Here is a 20,680-nt window from a genome sequence, read left to right as displayed (position 1 = left end):
CGGACAGGGCCCTCCCCATGGCCCCTGTCCGGCGCCGCCCTTTGGATCTTCAGCGTTCACGCGCGCACGCTACGGCGGGCCCGTCAGGAGCGTGACCGCTTCCCGCTCGGGATTCCGCGCGTTCTGGATCACCGGCGGGGGCGGCGGCACGCAGCGCCGCCTCGACCCGGCGGTTGCTGGTCATGGTCGACGTGACGGCGGTCATGGCGAGCAGGAGGCCGGCGGCGGTGTAGAGCGGAGTGCGTACGTCATAGGTGGTGGCCAGCCAGCCGCCGAGGAAGGCGCCGAACGGGGCGGCGCACATGGAGAGCATGCGGGAGGTGGAGGCGACGCGGCCCATCAGGTGGGCGGGGACGATCGCCTGCCGGAGGGAGGGGCCGAGCACCATCGTGGCGCCCATTCCCGCTCCGCAGACGGCGAGCGCGAGGCCGGCGACGTACGGGTTCGGGGCGGCGGCGAGGAGCAGGATGGCGAGTCCCTCGACCGTGGCCGTGCAGGTGAGCGCGGCGCCGGTGCCGAGTCGCCGGCCGAGGAAGGAGGCGATGCCCGCGCCGAGCAGACCGCCGGTGGCCTCCGCCGTGAGGAGCAGGCCGAAGCCGAAGGCGTCGATGCCGAGGCGGTCGTGCGCGAAGAGGGCGAGTACGGTCTCCACGGCGAGGAAGGCGATGTTCCCGACCGCCGGGCGCAGCGCGAGCCCGAGCAGCAGCCGTTCCCGGAACACGTACGAGGCGCCGGCCCGCGCCTGCCGCAGCAGCGATTCCCGCGCCTCCGGTACGGGGGGCCGGGGTGCCGCGGGCAGCGACCGTACGAGCAGTGCTGAGACCGCGAACGACACCGCGTCGGCGAGCAGCGGAACCGCCCGCCCGAGTGTGAGCAGGGCGCTGCCCGCGGGCGGCCCCGCGAAGCCGGACGCGGCGGTCTGGGCGCCGCGCAGACGGGAGTTGGCGCGCTCGAGGAGCGAGGGGTCGCGGCCGAGCAGGTCCGGCAGGTAGGCCGTGGCGGCCGTGTCGAAGAAGAGCCCGCCGATGCCGAGCAGGAAGGCGACGGCTGCGAGCAGCGGAATGCTCAGCACGTCGAGCACGGCCGCTGCCGCCGGTATCGCCAGCAGCACGGCGCGCGCCGTGTCCGCGATCCACATCGTGCTCCGCCGGTCCCAGCGGTCCACCAGTGCACCGCCGAGCACTCCGAAGAGCAGCCACGGCAGTGTTCCGGCGGCCGAGACGACGGCGAGCGCCATCGGGTCCCGCGTCAGCGTCAGTGCGAGCAGCGGCAGCGCGGCATGGGTCACGCCGTCACCGAGCGAGGACACCGTCTGGGCGGTCCACAGCCGTCCGAACCCGGTCGGCAACTTCCTTATGTCTGAGGTCACTTGGCGTCCCCTTCGGACTGCTCGCGCGATGCCGGGTGGAACAGTGCGAAGACGAGCGACGCGTCCGGCAGCGACGGATCGGACAGCGCCCGGTACTCGTCCGCCAGGGCCTCCAACCGGGCCCCCAGCTCTGCGAACTGCGCGTCGGTGAGCCGCAGATGCGCCATCCGTACGTGCCGCTCGGCATCCGCCGGCGCGGCCTCCAGGTCCGCGACCGCGTGCCGCATCAGCACGTCCGGCCCTCCTTCGCCCGGATCCGGCAGCACGATCGACCGCGCGGCCATCGCGTAGTACCGCTCGTTGACTCCCCGAACCTTCCGCGTCCGCACCACCTTCACCAGGCCGGCCCGTTCGAGCAGCCGTACGTGATAGCTGGAGCTCCCCTTCGCGAGGCCCACTCGCGCGGCGATCTGCGTGATGGTGGCGGGCTCGAAGCGGAGCACGGCCATGATCCGGTGGCGCGTGAGATTGGAGACGGCGCGCAGCTGCTCGTCAGTGGTGACGTGGAACGTCTCGGGAAGATCGTCGGTCGGCATGCCTCAAATGGTCAACGTTTCTTGACCATTGGGCAAGGGGTTTTCGTCCGGGAGTTCGGAATCGGCTGTCCGGGCGCGCACGCCCTTCGCTCCGGAGGGTGTCCCTGGAGCTGTGGGGGCTGCCCGCGGTGCAGCCATCCGTCGAGGCATTCGGAGCCGACTGAGAGGGTCCGTCCATCAAGCGGCGGCGAAGCCGACGGAACCCGGCGAGCCGGGAAGGCCGCGGGTGATCGTCGGCTCAGTCCTCCCCGACCTGGATCAGGACCGCAAAGTGCTCGCCGCCGCTTCCGGCGACCACGCCGTCGAACGTGCAGGCGGTCACGGGATCCCAGGACCTGCCGTCCCGGTTGGTCCACCAACTCGCCTCGGGCCCGAACCATGTGACGATGCGCGTCACGGTGTCGTGGGCGATCTCCCGGTTCATCAGCTTCGAGCCGGGCCCGTGACCAGAGGTCGGGCCCTCCGGGAACCGGCCGTACCGCACGGAGACGACCGGCCTGTTGGACAGCGATGCCGGCAGCCCGCCGGGCTCGGACAGGTTCGCCGTGCCTTCACTTCCCTCCATCTCGGCATCGTGCCAGGCCATGGACGGGGCGAACACGGCGGTCCCCTTCCGCGCCATGCCCGCGCACACCCTGAGAGACGAGGGCGTCGGTGAACTCGCTGCTCCCGTCGTCGCCGAAGACCAGTTGGCCGCCCGCCTTGCTTCGCACGCGCGGGTCCTCGTCCGTGGCGAGCCTCAGCAGGGCGTCCTCGGCGGGGCCCGGGGGAAGGTGAAAGGCGCGCCAGTCGAACACGAGGTCGGGGACCCTGACCCGGACGTCCGGGCTCGGGTGACCGGCGTGCCGTAGTCCCACGGACTCCAGCTCAGGGTGTTTCAGCCGGCCCAGGGCCTGGAGCACCTCGACCAGGATGGGCGGGTCCTCCTCATCGGCGTCCATGGCCCAGGCCACGAGGACGTCCGCGGTCTCCTTCCCGAACGGGATGCGCTGCCGCAGCCAGATGTTCCGGTAGGGCTGCATCAGGTAGGAAACGGAAGACGTCGAGGACGAACCAGCGAAGGCGTGGGTCCGGATCGTGCCGGTGGGCGGTCACCGCGAGGAACGTCTCGATGTCACGGCGATGGGCGAGGGCCGCCACGGCGAACTCCCACCCGACGTGGCCGTCCTCGTGCGCCATGGCTCTGTCGACCAGCTCATCCACGGGTGTCAGGATGCCGAAGGCACACTCCAGTTCCGTGAGGATCGCCCCGTGCCCGGCACGGACCGTGAGGCCGCCGAGCGTCAGCTGGGCCACCTCGTCGTCCCTGTCGTCGTCGACAGCCTCCTCGCGCACGGGGCCGAACTCCGCTGTCCTGCCACGGAGGACAGGTCCGGGTCCGCACCCCCCTTGACCAACGCTCCCGCGACGGCAGCGTGATGCGCACCGACCGCCAGGCACAGAACGGGCAGCCCGTCGTCCGTGAGCGTGTCCGGATCCGCTCCCGCCTCCAGCAGTGCGCTCACGCCCTCCGCATCCCCCCCGCCGGACCGCCGCCACGAGTTCCCGCCCGGACTCCATCGCAGAACCCCCCGCCCTTGGCGACGCCGGCTGCCGAGACTGATGCCGCATCATCAGCGCCTGGGCGGAAATCAGGAAGACCCGTACCGAACAGACCCGTACCGAAGCCCAGGGTGTCCGACCGGCCGACGACAGTCGTGGGGGAGGACCTGCGGGCCCGCGCTCAGTCCCGCCGTCTGACCGGTTCTCCGAGCAGGTCGGTCAGCCCTCCTTCGACGGCGTTGAGGAGTGCCGGTCCCCACACGGTGAGGGTTTGCTCCCAGGGGTGGCCGAAGGTGCCCAGGCGCAGGTCATGGGTGAGGTGGAGGTAGTAGTCGCCGTCGGGGTACGTGCCGAGGCCGGGGACCGCGGGACGGCCGGGCACGCCGACGCGGCGGGGGTCGTAGCGGTAGCCGTCGTGCTGCCAGTCCAGCCAGTACACGAACTCCCCGGGCTCGGTGGCGGCGAGCAGTCCGCGCTGGACGATCGCATCGAGCTCCGCGGGGAGGTCCGGGACGATCCGGTGGTGGGAGTGCAGGTTCCAGACTGCCGAGGGGGACGGCTCCGTGATGGCGGGCCGATAGGTGGTGCTCGGCTTGAAGTCGAAGTCTGCGTAGAAGCGGTCCCACAGAGGACCGTCGTCGTGGAGCCAGTCGAGGAACTGTGCGGGCCGGGCGGGCTCGGGCGCGCGCGGCGGGCTCCAGTGGTAGGAGCGGACCGAGGTGGCCTCGGTGAAGCCGGCCTTCAGCAGTGACGCGCGCAGGGGGCCGTCCGCCTCGGCGAGGAGCGGGCACCGGAGCCAGTTCAGGCGGCGCCAGCGGTCGGTGCAGGCCCGGACGAAGTCTTCGTCGTCGCTGGTCAGGCCGCCGACGACGGTGAAGGGCTGCTCGTCGCCGTGGGCCCAGGCCACTGCGGTGACCAGTCCGTCCTCGAGCAGGACCTCGATGAACACGTCCCCCTCGTTCGAGGCGCCGTCCGCGGTCATCTCGGCGTACGGCATCGCGTGGGGTCCGGGGGACTCGACGGCGACCTGCCAGGCCCGCTCGGCCTGCTCACGCACGCCGTACAGGCTGTGCACGCCCTGCCGGTGGGGCTCCGGCGCGCGTTCGGGCACCTCGGAGGGCAGCGTCTCGCGTTCCTCGGGGCGCAGGCCTCCGACGATCAGTACGGAACGCTCCGGGCCCCGCGCGAACCCCGCCGCGGTCAGCGCCGGGCCCAGGTCCGGCGAGTCGTGCCCGTACACCTTCCACTCCACCGGCTCGCCGCGCTCCGCGAACGCCTCCTGCTGCCGCCGCACCATCGCGGCGAGATCGGTACCGGGGGCGAGCGGGGCGTGCTCGACGGTGCCGTGCGTCCCGTAGTGACGGCGTACGACCGGCGCGTCGGCCTCGACGACCACACCGACCGGATGCCACGCGGGGACCTTCCCCCGGAGTCCGTTCCATTGCGCCCACTGCTCACCCAAGTCCATGATCAGGACCCTAGGCGGTCGGAAAGACGCCCTGCGAGCGGTTATCCGATCGGCCACGGGGAGCCACGTACAGCTGGATCAGTTCCATCGGGATCGCCAGGACGTCGAACCAGACGGTGGTACGGGCGACGAGGCCCGGCCAGGTCTCCCCGAGCCGGCCTCCGTACCGTCCGCGGAGCCGGCGCACGAGCAGCACGCAGACCGCCACCGCCGCCAGGCCGAGGCACAGCCCGGCCCACCCCGCGACGTACTCCGTCAGCGGAAAGGGCAGGTGCCGGCAGGCTTCGCGCTGCCGGTCGGCCCACCCGTGCTCGATCTCCTGCGTGTGCAGGGACGTGGCCACGCCGGCCACGGTCCCCGTTCCTGTTCGCGATGTGTTCCCGGCTGTCCCGACTCACGTTCGCCAGAACTGACTCAGCAGCAAGGCCATCACGAGTCATCCACGCCGCCGATCGGGAACCCGCGCTCGCTCCCGGCCGTCTCTGCCTCGGGTGGCACGACGAGAGCCGGCCGCCGTCGACCGAACGACAGGAGCCCCCCGTGCCCGCGCTACGCCGCCCGTCCCGCGTGACGGCGATCCACCTCGTCCTGGCCGCCGTACTGTCGGCTGCCGGCGCCTTCGCCGTCCGGCAGGGCCCGGCGGCGGGCCTTCTCCCCGAGGCGACGTGGGGCGGCTGGCGGTCCCAAGAGGTACTGCACTGGTCGGCGTACATCCGCGTCAACACGTGGGCGCGCGCCGCCGAGGCGGAGATCCACATGGGCAAGGCCGAGTCGATCACGCTCAAGGCGTACGGCGAGGACGCCCACGGCACCACGAGCATGGACCCCACAGCCTTCACCCTCACCCCCGACGGGAAGCTCACCGGGCGCGAACTCACCATCCCCTGATGACACTTGGTCCCCTCCAGCGGCCCGTGTCGTCATGCTCCACCGGCGATGGCCGGCGCGCCGGGGTCACCCTGGCAGGGCAGAGCCCTCGCCGAATGCGGCGAGCTGCGGGCGTTTCCTGGAGCTGCTGTCGCACTACGTGGGGTACGGCTTCGATGCCGCCGACTGGCGAGCGGTTGCGTTGGCTGTCGAGGAGACCGACGACGAGCAGGCCGACGGCTGCGGCTACTCCTCGGGCTCCCAGGCGATCAGCTGCTCGAACACCTGCCGATCGCCCTCGAACTTCAGGTCGTTCAGCGTGAGGCGGCCCCAGACGAAGAGGAGCAGCTGCTCGGCCGTGCCCGTGGCCGAAGCGGAGGCGGGCGCGGCGTCGTCCGTGAGGGGTGCGGGCCAGGCGCCGGTGCCGTCCAGCACGAGGAGCCAGGAGCGGCCCTCGGTGGCGTGGTAGTGGATGGTGGCGGCCTCGTGCGGCCAGGCCGCCGGGGTGGAGTTGCACGTGTCGAGGAACTCGGCCACGCCGTCGATCGCGACGTCCGCCGGCATCGGCTGCACGGCGCCCGCGGCGAGCTGGGCGTCGTAGGTGTGCACCAGCACCTCGTGCACCCGGCGCCGGGCAACGCCCCACGCATTCGCCGGCGACACGCCGGCGCTCCACCAGGTCCAGCACTCGCGCTCCGGGCCGGCCTCGCGCAGCGCACTCAGCAGCAGCTCGTTCGACTCGGCGTACCAGGCCAGCAGCGCCTCGAGCTCGCGCGGCGCCTCCGCGGCGTCCTTGGCCGGCGGAGCCTCGGCCGGGCCCGCGGCGACGATCGCGGCCCACCAGCGCTGGCCCGTACCCAGGTGCTGCACGAGATCGAACAACGTCCACTCGGGGCAGGACGGCACCGGCGCGTCAAGGCTGGGCGCGGAGGCAACCGCACTCCGGAACGCGGCCGACCGCTCGTCCATCAGCTGCAGCAGGGCGGAATACTCAAGTCTCTGGGTCACGGCGCTTGCCTATCACCGCAGCTCAGCCGACCGCACCCGATTTTCCACGCCCTCAGCTGCGGGAGGGGCATGGCGGGGGGCGAGCGTCGCCGGTCAGTAGGCCAGTGCGGTCATGTGGCCGGGGTGGTGGGCGGCGACGTCGTGGGCGGCTCGGACGAAAGCCGCGACGGCTGCCGATCGGGAGGTCTCCGGCCAGGCGACCTTGACCTTGCTGGGACTGAGGCCGGTGACCGGCCGGTATGCGATGTCCGGGCGCTGGTGCCGCTCGGTGGTGGAGAGTGCCAGGAACGCCACCGCCTGTCCCAGCGCGACCACCTCCAGGAGTTGCTCGACACTGGCCACGAGCGGCCCCTCGGGAGTGTCGGCCGGCGCCGAGCCCGTGTGGCCATCGCCTGCTTCCGCTCCGTCGCATCCGGTGTAGTAGGCGGTGGTGGAGGGGGCCGCTCCCTTCCAGCGCGGGACCGGTTCGCCCTTGAGGTCGGCCGGCCGCAGGCGCCGGCGTCCGGCCAGGCGGTGCCCGGCGGGGAGGACGGCCAGTCGCGGCTCGACCACGAGCGTCTGGGAATCCAGCCCCTGACCGTCGAACGGGCTGCGCAGCAGCGCTACGTCGGCCCGGCCGTCCCGCAGCATGGCGATCGGCTCTCCGCTGCCGCCGACGACGACTTCGGGCGGCGGCAGATGCGGACCCGTCCCCCTATAGGCGGCGAGGATCTCCCGCAGCAGCCCGGCATCGCCCCCCGGTTTGACCGCCACGACGAGCTGGGGTGCCGGCTGACCAGCACGGCGTGCTCGCCGGGCCGCCGCGTGCACCGCGTCGACCGCGATCCGGGCCTGGTCGAGCAGCACCTGACCGGCGTTGGTCAGCCTGACCTGCCGGGTGGTGCGCTCCAGCAGGCGTACACCGAGCCGGGACTCCATCTGGGCGATCGCCTTCGACAGCGGGGGCTGCGCCATCCCAAGGCGCCCAGCGGCCCGGCTGAAGTTCAGTTCCTCGGCCACCGCGATGAAGTACCTCAGCTCCCGCACTTCCAGCTCATTCATATCCCCGGACTATAGATCCAGAGTCTTCCGGTCTTTCCCCGACGGCCATGGGTGGGGGGAGGCTGGGTGCCATGACGACTTCGCAGAAGACTGCTCTGATCACCGGTGCGAACAAGGGCATCGGCAAGGAAACGGCGCGCAGGCTCGGGGCCCTCGGCATCACCGTGCTGATCGGCGCCCGCGACGCCGAGCGGGGCGAGGCGGCGGCCGGGGAGCTTCGCGCCGACGGCGCCGACGTACGGTTCGTACCGCTGGACGTCACCGACGAGAACTCGCTCCGGACGGCTGCCAAGCACATCGACGCCACGTTCGGCCGCCTCGACATCCTCGTCAACAACGCCGCGATCGCCGCCGGACCGCAAAAGCCGAGTGAATCCACCGCCGCCACCGTCCGGCAGGTCTACGAGACCAACGTGTTCGGCGTCATCGCGGTGACCCACGCCATGCTGCCCCTGCTCCGCCGTTCCGCCGCCGCACGCATCGTCAACATGTCCAGCGAACTCGGCTCCCTCACCCACCAGGCCGACCCGGGCAGCCCGTGGTCCGCCTACACCTCGGTCCTCCTGCCTTACTGCACTTCGAAGAGCGCGCTGAACGCCATCACGGTGCTCTACGCCAATGAACTGCGGGCCGAAGGGATCCTGGTCAATGCGGTGAGTCCCGGTTACTGCGCGACCGACCTCAACCGCCACTCCGGGATTCGCACGGCGGAGGAGGGCGCGGCCGTCGTGGTCGACCTGGCGACCGTGGGAGAGGACGGCCCGACGGGCGCCCTTCTGGCCGAGGACGGGCCGATTCCCTGGTGAGGCCGTGCCGCGCAGTCTCCGCCCGAAGCCTGCTTGCCGGGGCGTTTTCGACCCCCGCCGTCCTCTCCGCCGGGCCGGGACCCCTCAGGTGCGGTTCAGGGTGAGGCCGAGGCGCGCGACAGTCATGGTGCGATCGGTGACGACCACGCCGGTGTCGGTGAAGCGTGCCGACCCGAGGCGGTCCTGGACGAGGCTCCGCAGCTCCGGGTGTTGGGCGTGGAGGGTGTCGACCGGCGTGCGAAGGATCCGGAAGGGACGACGGCCCCAGCACCGTTGCGTTAGGTCTCACGTCCCTGACAGAGGCCGGCTCAGGGTCAGGGGCGGGTGCCGAAGGGGCCGAGGACCTTGTGGTCGAGCCTCAGGGATTCGACCGTGGTCCAGGCGTTGTCGAAGGTGAAGACGTCGGCGCCGCCGAGCCGGCTGGTCCAGGCCTGGGTGACGGCGTCGGCCGTGGTCCGGGTGAGGATGTCGAGGTACTCCTTGAACACGGCCCGAGGGTTGTCGGGGTACTTGGCGAAGAGGGGACCCAGCCGGGGTAGACGATGGACTCGGGCACCTGCTTCAGCAGGTGTGCGGTCTGCTCGTGAGCGATGATCACCAGCTTCGGGAGGGTCGCGTCACGGAGCTTGTCCGCCGCGCCGATGTGGTCCGCGTGGTGGTGGGTGTACACCAGGTGGCTGATACGGGCACCCGGTGCCACTTCCTCGATGGCGCAGAGGATGTCGCCCCCCAGGGGCGGGGGAGCGTCCACGGCGATGACGCGCTGCGTCTTGTGTGTGGGGGGGGGGGTGACGCTTGGTCACCAGGAACATGATCTGGTAGAAGCCGTCCGTCAGCCAGTACAGCCGCTGACCGATCTCCTGGACGAGATAGCCCTTCGCAGGGATTCCCCGCCAGGAGTTGTCGTCATGGCCCCTCCCAGAGGCGTGCGTCCGAAACGACGGGTGCGGCAGCCCTCCTGCCGTCGGATCGGCCCACTGCAAAGACCCGGGGGTGGTCCCGGAGTGAGCGACCGGATGGGCTACTTCGGGCTGACCGTGACCTTGTAGGTGGTTCCGGTCCTTCCGCGGGTGTTGACGGTGACCGTCTGGTCGTGGCCGTCCCACCTGGCGTTGCCGCCTGTGACCGTGACGCGGTAGCCGTGGGGATAGGCGTCCTTGGGCACGGTGATCTGGGTGGGCCCCTCGGCGTTGACGCGTGTGCGGAACGTCAGCGTGTAGGTGCGAGTGGCCGGTTCGTACGCGAAGCCGAGCGGGTCACCCGCGACGGCGCGTGCGTACGGCTGGACGAGCAGCTGGGCGTTGGGCTTCACCGCGCCCGTCTGGTCGAGGAAGCAGTAACCGCCGCCCCGGCACCATTGCCACCACGTCCAGCCACTGGAGAAGCGGTCCAGGGAGGCCGTCATGTCGGTGACGAACTGGCTCGCGTGCTGGACGTACGGGTTGCCGCCCCACTCCCCGACGATCACCGGCATGCGGTTACGGGTCGGGTAGTCGCTGATCGCGGCCTCGTAGGCGGGGATGAAGGTGCCGTTGGGGTCGTAGTCGGCGCCGGTTTCCATCCCGGTCTCGTAGAAGTGCGGCGCGTACCCGGCGTGCGGGTCGTCGATGCGTCCCAGCTGGGTGGGGACGCCGAGGCCGACGATGACGGTGGGTTCGACGAACACCCACGACTTCCGGTCGACCAGGCGGACCGCCCGCGCGAGGCGGTTCCACATTTCTGTGAGCTCGCCGGCCTCGAAGCGGGCCGCGGCGGCGGGGAGGTCTTCGCCCTCGAGGAACTTGGCGAACGGCTCGTTCATCAGGTCGTAGCCGAGCAGCGCCGGGTGCCCGCCCATGGCGGAGGCGACCGTCGTCCACATGCGGGCGTGCGCGGTGCGGAGGTCGGCGTCCTTGTACAGGTGGTCGAAGGCGGTCTGTACGGACGGCTCGAAGTACTCGGAGAACCAGTCCTCGGGTATCGGAGTGAACGGCAGCCCCTCGTCGCGGGTGGCCCAGTCCGGAACGCCGCGGGAGCCGAAGTGGGGGCCGTAGACGTCCTGGTGGGCGTCGAGGATGACCTTGACGTGGTACCGGTCCGCCCAGTCGAGGATGCGGCGCATCTTGGCGAGGTAACCGCGGTCGTAGTGCCCGGGGGTGGGTTCGAGGTCATCCCAGAGGAACGCGAGGCGCGCAAGGTTGAAGCCCCGGGCGGCCATGTCCTTCAGGTCGCTCTCGTGGATGTCGGCGAACGCGTCGGCGCCTCGGCTGCTCTTGTCGGCGAGGTTGAATCCGCGCCACTGCAGTGCGCGGCCCTGGCCGTCGGCGATGAAGGTACGGTCGCCGACCGTGACACGGTCGGGGCCGCGGTCGGGATGGGCCTGGGCCTGCGCCGGGAGGACGCCCACCAGGAGGGCTGCCAGGGCGAGGGCGACGGGGGCGAAGCGGGAGGTCCGGCGCATGCAGGAGACCCTTTCGAGGGTGGCTTCACGGTCGGCGTGTTACCGGCCGGTGGGATGTTACTGATGAGTGACTCAAGTTCCCATCGTTTCGCAGGAGTTGATGAGACCCGCGGCTTCGGGGCCTCCACCCGACTCGATCAGTACGGGCTGCCCGGTTCCTGCGCCGCGCCAGGTCCCCGCCGCGGGGAGTCGCCGGCTGACGCTCACCTCGGAGCGCTTCGGAGCGGCTGCCGGGGGTTGCCGTCCGGCCCTCCGAGGGCGCTTCCGCCTGCAACTTGCGAGCTCGCTCGGCCGGGTCGTAGTCGGGCCCGACACCCTCGATCAGCAGCAAGTCGCCCTCGATGTGACCGGTACGCAAATGCAGGATGGCCCGGTAGGCCGGAGAGTCGTACCAGGCCCGGGCCTCGGTCAGGCCGGGGAACTCGGGCGGTGCGACAACCCCGGACGTAATGGCCAACACGTCGAGGAGACGTCCAAAGCCCCTTCGCGCCAACGGCGTTGGTCAGCCACTGCCCCCGACCGGGACGTTGGGGACCGCCGCTCCCCGCGGGGCACGCACGGCAGGTGAACCGGACCGACTGCGGCTGCCGGTCTCGTGGGCGTTGATCCCGCGGGCACACCCGGCGACCATCAAAGGGTGTTCGACGTGCTGCCCGGACAGGGTCTCGTTCTGCCGCGCCGTGCCGGCGTGCTGCGCTTCGGCATGTCCGAGCAGGAGTGCCAGTGGGCCGTCTCGACGCTGGCGGATGTGCGCGGGACCTGGGTCTGCCAGGCCGGCTGGGCCTTCACCGCCCGTTACGAGGGTGTGGATCTGCTCGCCTACGGTGACTGCCCGGACCGCCTCGGCAGGATCGACCAGGACGTGCCGGGTCTCGCGACCGTACTCCTGTCCCGGTATCAGTCGGGGCCCTCGGGGGCGACAGGGCCGTCCGCCGTACCGGTGGTGCTTCATGACGTCGACCTGTTCGGGTATCCGGTCGGCGAGGTGCTGGCTGCTCTGGAGCCGGGCGCGCCGGCCGGAGTGGAATGGGTGCCCACCCGGTCTCCGAGCGGCTACCTTTCGGAAGTTCGGCTCTCGAGGGGGTGAGAGCCGCCGGCGGCCCGGTGCCGCAGTGGTGCCTCAGTCGGCGTTGTACCGGATCAGCGTACGGGCCAGACGGGCGCGGGCCGGAGCCAGTTCGGCCGCGATCGACTGCGCCCGTGAGGCGTCGCAGACCACCCTGGCCGGCTGCGGGGCGGCCGCGGCCAGGCAACGGCGCCGCAGGTGGGTCGGCGGGTGGGTGTCGTCGACGCTGTGCCCGCGCCGGGCCGAGACCCGGCGCCGCCGCTCGTACTCGGTCTCGGGTATCGAGCCGATCCTCGCGGCCAGTCCTTCCCACAGGTCCCGCTCGATGGCCTCGCGCGTCTCGCGGCCGCGGGGGCCGCCGTCGGCCCGGGTCGCCGCGATCGACTCGCGCCGCAGATGGGCCTCGACCGCGTCGCCGATGAGGAGCCGGTCCAGCATCGTGACGGCCGCCTCGGTCGAACCGGCTCGGGCCGCGCCCGCGTCGGCCAGGTATTCGGCCCGCTGCGAAGCCCGCATCGTCAGGCTGTCGAGCAGGAGGAACAGCCCGTGGACCGCCCAGCGTGGCAGGAACACCAGGACGTTCGTGCACAGGTGCACCATGCTCACGATGGGCTGGGGGAGCAGGAAGGAGTACCAGTGGGCCAGGGAGCGCAGCGCTCCCTGCGTCACGAACGAGGAGCGGACGTCGCCGTTCGCGAAATGCCCGAGCTCGTGGCCCAGCAGGGCCACGCGTTCCTGGGGCGAGAGGATCTCCCACAGCCCGGCGCCCAGGCACATCACCCGCCGGTTGCGGATCCCGTAGGTGTGTACCCAGGCGTTGTGCGCGGTGTCCACCGCCACCGCGTGCACCCCGGTCGTACCGACGGCCGCCGCCACCTCGTCGATCAGCTCGAAGAGCCGGGGCGCGTCGTCGCGGTACAGCACCGGTACGTCCCGCGGCAGCCGGCCCGGCCGGGGGACCAGCCCCGCCACGACGACCAGGAGCACGAGGCCGAGGACCGGCAGGATGCCGGTGTGCCACCCGCCGATGATCAGCAGCCCCGCGGCCAGCAACAGCCCCGCGGTGACCGAGTGCACCAGCAGGGAGACGCCGAAAGCCAGGACGGTCGAACCGTCCGCCCCGACCCTCTTGGCTTCCTGCCCGCTCCGCTCGATCTCCTCCGCGAGCTGCTGCCCGTAACGCCCGGCCAGGCGCCGCCGGAACGCCGCGAGACGACCCCGTTCCGGGTCCGGTGCGCTGGGATCCACGTTCCAGTCGCAGGCCGCGCACCAGCTCACGAACCGCGGGTTCACGGAGATGGTGGCCCCGCACCCCGGGCACTGCCGCACTTGAGGCGCTTCCACTTCGTCGACCGTTTGCATGCCTCTTGATCCCCTCCCTGCCGTGGACCTGCTGTGATCCACGGTCCGCACAGGATAGAAACGGCCGGCGCGGGTTCCGCAGCCGCCCCGGGAGGGCCGGTTTTGGTCAGGAAGGGTGCGCATGGGGATGCCGAAGAGTGAAATTGAACGACTTGTCCCGTGCGGAGCCGCCTTGGTTCAGGGTGTGGTTGTGGGGCTGTCGAGCTGCTTGACGAGTGCCACGTTCTGCCGGTCTTCGGGGTCGGTGCTCGGCTCGGCGGCGAACCAGGCGTCGAGGATCTCCTTGAGGAGCGGTTCCGATGTCAGGCGCAGGCTGAGTGCGAGGACGTTGGCGTCGTTCCAGCGGCGTGCACCGTCTGCCGTGTAGGCGTCCGTGCACAGGGCCGCGCGTACGCCGGGCACCTTGTTCGCGGCGATCGACGCGCCCGTACCGGTCCAGCAGCACACGACGGCCTGGTCGGCGTTTCCGGCGGCGACCTCGCGGGCCGCGGCCTGGGAGCAGGCGGCCCACTGCGGATCGTCGCCGGGGTTCAGCGCTCCGTACGTCACCACATGGTGGCCGCGGTCGCGCAGTTGCCCTATGAGGGCGCGCGCGACGGGTTCGTCCATGTCCGAGGAAACGCAGATCCGCATACCCCGAGACTACTGAGGATTTCGCGTTGCCGACCGGCGAAGGAGGACCTGGCCGCGGGTCGGCGTGAGCCAGGTGCCGATGGCCGGCAGTACCTCGGGTCCGCTGTCGCGGTCGACCGGGCCGACCAGGTCGGCGATGGTGACGCCCTGCAGGGACGCGCGCCAAGCGCCAGGTGGCTGGCGGAGACGTCGTGCAGCAGTGCCAGCCGGGCGGCCGGGACCGGCTCGGACGCAGCGGTCGGCGGCACCGGGCTGATCGGCTCCCGGCTCGTCACCGCGCTCCGCGGCGCCGGGCACGAGGTCGTCGCCGCATCCCTGTCGGGCGGCGTGGACCTGACCACCAGGCTCGGCGACCGCTCGTAGGCGCGGGCAGGTGGACTGCGGCCGTGTCGGCGCTGGTGGCGCGCCGGTGCCCCACACCTCGGTGAGCAAGGTCAGGCCGAACCCGGTGGCTCCGCGGGCCCGAATCCGGCCGATGCCCACTCGGTCCCGGCTGCCCCGCCACCGACCGGGAGGTGGAAGAGGAGGGCGCGGCGCAGTGCTCAAGGCCCCCGCCAGACGTTGGCGAACGCCGCGTTCTCGATGGACTTCCGCTGGCGAACCGCTTCCAGTTCCATCACGGCATCGTTGACGGCAGCCACCACGGTCGTCACGGCTTCGCCGTCCGGGCCAGGACCGTCCTCGGACGGTCCGCGGTGGATGCCGATGGCCACGGCGAGGGCCCGGAGGACGGGTTCGGCGTCCTCCCAGCGCTCCTGCGCCCGCTGCCGAGCAGGCGTGTCGGCGAGTTCCATGCGCTCCGGCCCCAAGGACAGGCGGCCGCGCCGCGCACGCATCAGCAGGCCGTCCTCCTCGAACACCCGCTGGTAGGCCGCTGACAGGTCACGGCCCCTGCGCCACAGCCAGTCCTCGACGCGCTCGTACGGATCCTGCCGGACGAGCACCGACGCTGCTGCCCCGAGGAGTTGGTCGTCCAGTGCCGTCTCGGGGCCCGGCAGGATGAGGTCGTCGTCCAGCGCGACGGCCTCCGCCGCGATGAGGTCGATCAGTTCGGCACCGGCGAGGGCCAGGGACAGGTCGCCCTGTCCCACAGGGCGCTCCGGCGCAGCCCCCAGGGCAATGATGAACAGGTCTTGCGCCGTGGTCATGAAGGGCTCCCTCGTGATGGGCGGACCCGGCCTCCGGTCGCCGGGGCGGGTGCCGGTCAAGTATCGCCTCCGCGCATGTCGAGTCGCCTGCATCGCGGCGGCCGACATCGAGAGGGAGCTCCCTGCCTCCCTTGCCGGGGAGCCGGCCGTCCTGGCCGGGGCGGCCCTGGCGGCCCAAGGAGCGTACGGCGGTTCCCGGCCTCAGGGGACGGTGATGACGACCTTTCCCCGGATGTGCTTTCCGGCGAAGTCGGCGACCGCCTGCACGGCGTCGTCGAACGCGTAGCGGGCACCGATTTCGACGTGCAGACTGCCGTCCGCGGCCCGGCTCGCGAGGCCTTCCAGGTCGCCCGGCTCCGGGTTGAACGAGCCGATGTAGACCGGGGTCACGTCACGGTCCAGCTCACCCGGGCCGAACAGCGGGGACACCAGCCTGCCACCCGGCCTGACCGCCCGTGCGCTGCCGGCCAGGGCCTCACCGCGGTTCACCAGGTCGACGACAACGTCGACCCCGCCCGGCACCAGCTTCAGGGTCTCTTCCACCACGTCGGCCGCCCGGTAGTCGACGGTCCCGGCGGCACCCAGCTCGCGGATGTAGTCCGCGTCCTGCGCTGTGGCCGTGGCGATCACGCGGGCGCCGAGCGTGTGCGCGTGCTGCACGGCGTACAGACCGATCCCGCCGGTGGCTCCGATCACCAGCACGCTCTCGCCCTGCATCAGGCCGACCGCCCGCAGCAGGCACACCGCGGTCATGCCGGACTCGGGGATGGCGGCCGCCTGGACCGCGTCCAGGCCCTGCGGCCGATGGGCCAGCCGCGGACCCGGCGTGGCCACCGTGTACTCCGCCACGGAACCCGCCTGGCCCACGAAGCCCAGCACCTGGTCGCCGGGCGCGTACCCGCTGACTCCGGTGCCGACCTCCGCCACCGTTCCGGCCATGTCCATTCCGATGACCAGCGGGTGCTCGGCCGGAAAGAGGTCCTTCGCCGCCCCCGTGACCAGCATCAGATCGAGCGGGTTGAGTGCGGCTGCTTCGACCTTCACCACGACCTCACCCGGTCCCGGCTCCGGCTTCGGCAGATCGGCGATGGTCAGGCGGTCGAGCGGCTGGTATTCGGTCGCGACGAGGGCTTTCACGGGCGATTCCCTGGGCTGAGGCCATACCGGAGCCGTACCGACGACGCCGAACGGCACGGGGCGGAGGCGGTCACTGTCTGCCGACGCCTCAGGACCGCGGGAGCTGCGGGAGCTGCGGGAACTGCGGGCACCACGGGAACTGCACGCACTGTGGGCCTGGAGGCGGGACGCGCTTCCGTTTCTACGTCACCAGGCCCGCTCGAGGGGTCAGGCTGCCCGCATCACCGCCGTGCACGACACGTTCGGCGCAGTGCTCCAAGACCCGCCGATCGTCCAGAAATCCCTGGGGACGGCGGCACATCGGCTCTGGAGGCTCCGTACCGGGGTCAGCGCCGCCGACCGGGCCGGATTCTGAGCAGACGTCAGCCGCGCGTGCGGTAGCCGGGGTGGACTCCGGGAGTCAGTTCCTGTTCGGCCGCGACGCGTTCGAGAATTCCGAGGAGGTGCGTGCGCTGCTCCGGGTCGAGTGCGGCGAGCAGGGCGTCCTCGTGCGCCGCGGCCGCGCGGGAGACCGCGCCGAGGGTGCGCCTGCCCTCCGCCGTGAGGTGGAGTTCGTAATTGCGGCGGTCCTCGGCGCTGCGCCGCCGTTCGACGAGGTCCTTGCCCTCCAGCCCGTCGATCAGCGCGACGACACGGCTCGGTACGACGCCCAGGTCCTCGGCGAGGGCCCGCTGGCTGCGCCCCGGCTGCCCGGCGACCATGCGCAGCAGTCCGACGTCGGCCGGGGTCAGTCCCAGGTGGCCGATGCGTTCGGCGAAGCGTCCGGCGGCGTGTGCGCCGATCTGGGCGAGGAGGAACGCGGCCCCGCGTGGCCCGGTGGCCGGGGCGGAGCCGGTCGTATGCGGTTGCCGAGGACTGTTCATCGGCCTATCGTAAGCCACGCGAAATGATTCTCCTCGGTGAATGATTAACTTGAGAGAACGGATTCTGCCGTGACCGCCACCCCAGAGACCGCCGCCAGAGAGACGCGCACCCGCCGCGACCCGCAGGCCGGGCCGCCGCCCGGCATCCTCGCCGTGGTCTTCACCGCCCTCTTCCTCGCCGGGCTCGTGCTCAGCACCCTCCTCGCCGGCGGGGACCCCTTCCCCTCACCCTTCGGCTCCACCGACTCGGTGACCTCCTACTTCCGCGACCACACCGATGCCGTCCGCCTCTCCGGAGCCCTGCAGTTCGCGGCTTCGGTACCGCTCGCGATCTACGCCGCGGCCGTCTCGGCGCGGCTGCACAAGCTCGGTGTCCGCGCTCCCGGCGCCACCATCGCCCTCGCCGGAGGGGTCCTCGCCTCGGCCTTCCTCGCCTGCTCCGGACTCGTCACTTGGGTGCTGTCCCGGCCCGAGGTCGCGGGGCACGGCGACGTCGTACGGGCGCTGCAGTACCTGGCCTTCGGACTCGGCGGGCCCGGCCACGTCGTCCTGCTGGGGCTGCTGATCGCCGGGATAGCCGTACCGGGACTGCTCGCAGGCCTGCTCCCGCGTCCCCTCGCCATGGCGGGCCTGGCCGTCGCGGCGGTCGCCGAACTGTCCACGCTGGTCCTCCTGGCCGACGGCTCAGCCCTGCTGCTGCCGGTCGCCCGGTTCGCCGGCCTGCTGTGGCTGATCGCGGCCGGGTTCCTGCTGCCGCGCCGCCGTGTCCGTACGGAGGGCTGACCGCCATGACGAGCACCACCACCGCCTCCACCACCGCCTCCGCCTCCGCCCCGGCCCACGACCCGGCAGAACGGATGCTCCGCTTCCACCAGCCCGAGAAGGTCCTGCGCCACCTCGGCCCGGCCCCCGACGAGGCCACGCTCGCGGCCCTGTTCGGGCTCGACCCGGCCGGCTACCGGTCGTACCTGGGCCGGTTCGAGGACCGGAACCGGGCGGCCGCCGCGGCTCTCGCGGCCACGCCGGGGGCAGCCGCACGCCTGGCCGGACTGCCGTTCCGGCCGGGCGAGCACGTCGTGGCCGTGGGGGAGAGCACCACCGCCGACCGGCTCTCCTGGTTCGAGGTCCTGCGGCACCTGCTCCCGGAAGGCGTCCGCTCCACCAACCTGGCCGTGTCCGGCAGCACGACGACCCAGGCCCTGGCGAACCTCCCGCTGCTCGCGTTCCAACGGCCCGACTGGGTGCTGTGCATGCTGGGCGCGAACGACGTCCAGCGGCTGGACGGGATCCCGCTCGTCACCGCCGCCGAGACCCGTCGCACCCTGCGGGCCCTGCGCGACCTGACGGTCCGGCGGACCGGAGCCCGGTGGGTCTGGCTCACCCCGACCGGCATCGACCCCGGGCGGGTCGCGGAGTACGTGCACTTCCGGCGGGCCGGTCTCGCCTGGGCCGGCGAGGACCTCGACGCCATCGCAGACCTCCTCCTTGCCGAGCCCGAGCCCACGGTCGACACCCGAGCCGCGGCGCACGGCCACTGGGAGGAGGACGGCGTCCACCTCACCCCGGCCGGTCAACAGCGCGTCGCGGCAGCCGTCTTGGACGCACTGATGCCGGAGCCGGAGTCGGAGCCGGATCCGGATCCGACCCCCGCGGAGGACACCCCGGACCCGGCAGGCCCGCGGCCCTGACCGCGTGCTGCCCACGGGGCTGCACAGCGCCCGTATCCCGGCCCCGTTCGGTGGCCGGGATCGCGGCCGTGCGCGATTTCGTGACACGGAGGCCGGCGGATGACGACGATCGGCCGTCCACGAGGCATAGGCTCGTGCCTGCGATTGCCTGACGACGTCGGTGCTGACTGGGGGAAAGATGCAGATCGGCGTGTACCTTGCACATCCGCGGCAGGGAAGCTTCAATCACGCGATGTTCGATGCGGTCGTGGACGAGCTGCGTGGGCGAGGGGCCACGGTGCTGGCGCACGACCTGTGCGCCGAAGGGTTCACACCCCTGCTGTCCGCCGACGAGACGGGGACCGTCGAGGCTGCGGCACGCGCCCACGACGCCCAGGTGGCGCTGCACCGGGCAGAAGTGGCCACGCTCGACGCCATGGTGTTCGTCCACCCGAACTGGTGGGGCATGCCGCCCGCTGTTCTCACGGGCTGGGTGCAACGCGTGTTCGCGCCCGGCGTCGCCTACAAGCTGGGTACCGCGGAGGGCGAACCCGCTGGTCTCCTGAAGGCGGGGAGAGCGCTCGTGCTGAACACCTCCGACACTCCCGCCGACCGGGAAGAGGGCGAGTTCGGCGATCCCCTGCAGAGGATCTGGGCGGCGTGTGTCCTGCCCTACGTGGGGGTTTCCGACGTCCGCCGACTCGTCTTCCGAACCGTCACCGACTCGGCCGATGAACAACGCGCGGCCTGGCTGACCCAGGCGCGCAACGAGGCGGCCGCACTCCTGCCCTGAACGGGTGGCCGGCTCCGTGTACGTTCTCACCCACGCGGGGCCAAGGGGCCGGGGGCGGACGGGCGGTTATGTCGGGACCAGGGGCTTTGCCGCGCCGGATCGCGGTCTCAATGGGCGATGATGCGGGTTCGGATACGACTCGTGCACGGAAGGCTGGGCAATGGAGGCGGTACGGGGCGCGGAACGCCTCACAGTGGGGGAGCTGCTCGCCGCAGCCCAGTCGGACCAGAGCGGCGCGCTGTGGCGACTGGAGGGAGACGACCGGCAGCTGGACGCGAACCTGGTACGCCACCTCCCCGGCACCGGGGGCACCCTCTACACCGAAGACGAGGTCGACGTACTCCTCATCGTCGTCACGGGCAGTGGCACCCTCACCCACGGAAGAACCGAGACCAGCCTGTCTCCCGGATACCTGGGCCTCCTGCCCCGCGGCACGCCGCGCGCCCTCCTCGCCGGCCCTGACGGCCTGGTCGTGCTGACCGCACACCGCAGACGCCCAGGACTGCGCATCGCACCGGCCCCCTCCGCGAACGAGTCACTGCGAACGTGCCTGCTGCACAAGGTGTGCGGTCGCTGCCACCGGCACGCGATAGAAGCGGACGCCCGCTACTGCACGGGTTGCGGCACCCGCCTGGAGCGACAGCCCCCGGCCGGCTGACGGTGCCGCAGGAGGGTCAGCCAGTGGGGGAACACCTGGCCGTCGCCGATCACTGCGCGACCGGCGACGATCCACCTATCGGGAGATGATGAACTGCGCGCACGCGTTCAATGAGGCCACCTGGCAGATCGACGACGTCGACGCGGCGTGGGGCCGCGAGACGGCGACGGCGGTCCCGAGCGGAGACACGACTACGACGCTGCGTACCGGGATTTCCGGGACGCCCATCCCGCGTTCGTCGGCCTCGCGCGCCAGGCGTTGGAGGTCAAGGGCGAA

At 71.7% G+C, this 20,680-nt stretch carries 24 protein-coding genes and 2 pseudogenes; 8 read left to right on the top strand and 18 right to left on the bottom strand.

The genetic code is table 11. The features are described from left to right. Positions 1–49: 49 nt before the first annotated feature. The 7 genes from ACIGFK_RS19485 to ACIGFK_RS19455 form a co-directional block, all read right to left on the bottom strand. Positions 50–1,369 (bottom strand): MFS transporter, encoded by a 1,320-nt coding sequence (locus ACIGFK_RS19485; RefSeq protein ID WP_376657324.1) that lies wholly within the window; start codon positions 1,367–1,369, stop codon positions 50–52. Then, a complete protein-coding gene (locus ACIGFK_RS19480; protein ID WP_376657323.1) occupies positions 1,366–1,905 on the bottom strand; it encodes an ArsR/SmtB family transcription factor in 540 nt (179 codons plus the stop codon). The genes ACIGFK_RS19485 and ACIGFK_RS19480 overlap by 4 nt, the downstream gene beginning before the upstream one ends. A gap of 238 nt (positions 1,906–2,143) precedes the next feature. Then, entirely contained in the window at positions 2,144–2,470 is a 327-nt protein-coding gene (locus tag ACIGFK_RS19475) for a hypothetical protein (protein ID WP_376657322.1), read from the bottom strand. Continuing rightward, positions 2,457–2,927, bottom strand: coding sequence for a hypothetical protein (locus ACIGFK_RS19470; protein ID WP_400052825.1), 471 nt, complete (start codon positions 2,925–2,927; stop codon positions 2,457–2,459). The genes ACIGFK_RS19475 and ACIGFK_RS19470 overlap by 14 nt, the downstream gene beginning before the upstream one ends. Further along, entirely contained in the window at positions 2,833–3,240 is a 408-nt protein-coding gene (locus ACIGFK_RS19465) for a hypothetical protein (RefSeq protein WP_400052823.1), read from the bottom strand. Before ACIGFK_RS19465 ends, ACIGFK_RS19470 begins: the two co-directional genes overlap by 95 nt. Positions 3,241–3,628: 388 nt before the next feature. Further along, positions 3,629–4,915 carry a DUF2716 domain-containing protein gene (locus tag ACIGFK_RS19460; RefSeq protein ID WP_400052822.1) on the bottom strand — a complete coding sequence of 429 codons (1,287 nt, stop codon included), beginning with the start codon at positions 4,913–4,915 and terminating at the stop codon, positions 3,629–3,631. Between the two features lie 10 nt (positions 4,916–4,925). Beyond that, positions 4,926–5,258, bottom strand: a complete 333-nt coding sequence (locus ACIGFK_RS19455; protein WP_376657318.1) for a hypothetical protein — start codon at positions 5,256–5,258, stop codon at positions 4,926–4,928. A gap of 197 nt (positions 5,259–5,455) precedes the next feature. Between ACIGFK_RS19455 and ACIGFK_RS19450 the strand changes: the two genes are divergently transcribed. Further along, positions 5,456–5,803 (top strand): hypothetical protein, encoded by a 348-nt coding sequence (locus tag ACIGFK_RS19450; protein WP_400052820.1) that lies wholly within the window; start codon positions 5,456–5,458, stop codon positions 5,801–5,803. Between the two features lie 225 nt (positions 5,804–6,028). Here ACIGFK_RS19450 and ACIGFK_RS19445 read toward each other — a convergent pair whose 3' ends face one another. Both ACIGFK_RS19445 and ACIGFK_RS19440 read right to left on the bottom strand, forming a co-directional pair. Beyond that, on the bottom strand, positions 6,029–6,790 hold the full coding sequence (locus ACIGFK_RS19445) for a maleylpyruvate isomerase family mycothiol-dependent enzyme (RefSeq protein ID WP_376657316.1): 762 nt from the start codon (positions 6,788–6,790) through the stop codon (positions 6,029–6,031). Positions 6,791–6,883: 93 nt separating this feature from the next. Further along, complete coding sequence (locus ACIGFK_RS19440; RefSeq protein WP_400052818.1) at positions 6,884–7,831, bottom strand: LysR substrate-binding domain-containing protein; 948 nt, start codon at positions 7,829–7,831, stop codon at positions 6,884–6,886. A 71-nt stretch (positions 7,832–7,902) separates the two neighbouring features. On the opposite strand from ACIGFK_RS19440, the gene ACIGFK_RS19435 reads away from it, so the two are divergent. Further along, on the top strand, positions 7,903–8,637 hold the full coding sequence (locus tag ACIGFK_RS19435) for an SDR family oxidoreductase (RefSeq protein ID WP_376657314.1): 735 nt from the start codon (positions 7,903–7,905) through the stop codon (positions 8,635–8,637). Between the two features lie 314 nt (positions 8,638–8,951). Here the strand turns inward: ACIGFK_RS19435 and ACIGFK_RS19430 are convergent, their stop codons facing one another. The 4 genes and pseudogenes from ACIGFK_RS19430 to ACIGFK_RS19415 all read right to left on the bottom strand — a co-directional run bounded on the left by ACIGFK_RS19430 (position 8,952) and on the right by ACIGFK_RS19415 (position 11,537). Then, complete coding sequence (locus tag ACIGFK_RS19430) at positions 8,952–9,125, bottom strand: hypothetical protein (RefSeq protein WP_400052887.1); 174 nt, start codon at positions 9,123–9,125, stop codon at positions 8,952–8,954. Positions 9,126–9,151: 26 nt separating this feature from the next. After that, positions 9,152–9,337: pseudogene (locus ACIGFK_RS19425) on the bottom strand (MBL fold metallo-hydrolase); the annotation flags it as partial. A gap of 321 nt (positions 9,338–9,658) precedes the next feature. Next, positions 9,659–11,077 (bottom strand): cellulase family glycosylhydrolase, encoded by a 1,419-nt coding sequence (locus ACIGFK_RS19420; RefSeq protein ID WP_400052816.1) that lies wholly within the window; start codon positions 11,075–11,077, stop codon positions 9,659–9,661. A 25-nt stretch (positions 11,078–11,102) separates the two neighbouring features. Next, positions 11,103–11,537, bottom strand: a complete 435-nt coding sequence (locus ACIGFK_RS19415) for a DUF1330 domain-containing protein (protein WP_376657312.1) — start codon at positions 11,535–11,537, stop codon at positions 11,103–11,105. A 177-nt stretch (positions 11,538–11,714) separates the two neighbouring features. On the opposite strand from ACIGFK_RS19415, the gene ACIGFK_RS19410 reads away from it, so the two are divergent. Next, positions 11,715–12,164: a hypothetical protein gene (locus tag ACIGFK_RS19410; protein WP_400052814.1), complete on the top strand. Its 450-nt coding sequence runs from the start codon at positions 11,715–11,717 to the stop codon at positions 12,162–12,164. Between the two features lie 33 nt (positions 12,165–12,197). On the opposite strand, the gene ACIGFK_RS19405 is transcribed toward ACIGFK_RS19410, so the two are convergent. Together ACIGFK_RS19405 and ACIGFK_RS19400 are read right to left on the bottom strand one after the other, a co-directional pair. Further along, a complete protein-coding gene (locus tag ACIGFK_RS19405; protein ID WP_386465804.1) occupies positions 12,198–13,505 on the bottom strand; it encodes a M48 family metalloprotease in 1,308 nt (435 codons plus the stop codon). Between the two features lie 177 nt (positions 13,506–13,682). Continuing rightward, positions 13,683–14,138, bottom strand: a complete 456-nt coding sequence (locus ACIGFK_RS19400; protein WP_376657309.1) for an RpiB/LacA/LacB family sugar-phosphate isomerase — start codon at positions 14,136–14,138, stop codon at positions 13,683–13,685. 177 nt (positions 14,139–14,315) lie between these two features. On the opposite strand from ACIGFK_RS19400, the pseudogene ACIGFK_RS19395 reads away from it, so the two are divergent. Further along, a pseudogene (locus ACIGFK_RS19395) lies at positions 14,316–14,489 on the top strand (LysR family transcriptional regulator); the annotation flags it as partial. A gap of 191 nt (positions 14,490–14,680) precedes the next feature. On the opposite strand, the gene ACIGFK_RS19390 reads toward ACIGFK_RS19395, so the two are convergent. From ACIGFK_RS19390 to ACIGFK_RS19380, 3 genes are all read right to left on the bottom strand, one after another. Beyond that, positions 14,681–15,286 (bottom strand): GPP34 family phosphoprotein, encoded by a 606-nt coding sequence (locus ACIGFK_RS19390; protein WP_376657308.1) that lies wholly within the window; start codon positions 15,284–15,286, stop codon positions 14,681–14,683. Between the two features lie 201 nt (positions 15,287–15,487). Beyond that, complete coding sequence (locus tag ACIGFK_RS19385; RefSeq protein ID WP_400052811.1) at positions 15,488–16,423, bottom strand: NADP-dependent oxidoreductase; 936 nt, start codon at positions 16,421–16,423, stop codon at positions 15,488–15,490. 362 nt (positions 16,424–16,785) lie between these two features. Then, positions 16,786–17,286: a MarR family winged helix-turn-helix transcriptional regulator gene (locus tag ACIGFK_RS19380; protein ID WP_400052809.1), complete on the bottom strand. Its 501-nt coding sequence runs from the start codon at positions 17,284–17,286 to the stop codon at positions 16,786–16,788. A 69-nt stretch (positions 17,287–17,355) separates the two neighbouring features. On the opposite strand from ACIGFK_RS19380, the gene ACIGFK_RS19375 reads away from it, so the two are divergent. The 4 genes from ACIGFK_RS19375 (at position 17,356) to ACIGFK_RS19360 (ending at position 20,404) form a co-directional block, all read left to right on the top strand. After that, positions 17,356–18,069, top strand: coding sequence for a hypothetical protein (locus ACIGFK_RS19375; protein WP_400052808.1), 714 nt, complete (start codon positions 17,356–17,358; stop codon positions 18,067–18,069). A gap of 5 nt (positions 18,070–18,074) precedes the next feature. Further along, positions 18,075–18,974: an SGNH/GDSL hydrolase family protein gene (locus ACIGFK_RS19370; RefSeq protein WP_400052806.1), complete on the top strand. Its 900-nt coding sequence runs from the start codon at positions 18,075–18,077 to the stop codon at positions 18,972–18,974. A 178-nt stretch (positions 18,975–19,152) separates the two neighbouring features. After that, positions 19,153–19,746, top strand: a complete 594-nt coding sequence (locus ACIGFK_RS19365; RefSeq protein WP_400052804.1) for an NAD(P)H-dependent oxidoreductase — start codon at positions 19,153–19,155, stop codon at positions 19,744–19,746. A 160-nt stretch (positions 19,747–19,906) separates the two neighbouring features. Then, entirely contained in the window at positions 19,907–20,404 is a 498-nt protein-coding gene (locus tag ACIGFK_RS19360; protein WP_376657302.1) for a hypothetical protein, read from the top strand. Positions 20,405–20,680 lie beyond the last annotated feature (276 nt).

Origin of the sequence: Streptomyces sp. NPDC085524 (assembly GCF_044541755.1) — a bacterium.
Taxonomy (GTDB): domain Bacteria; phylum Actinomycetota; class Actinomycetes; order Streptomycetales; family Streptomycetaceae; genus Streptomyces.
The sequence above is the reverse complement of the archived record's forward strand: the minus strand, read 5'-3'. Positions and strand labels throughout refer to the sequence as shown.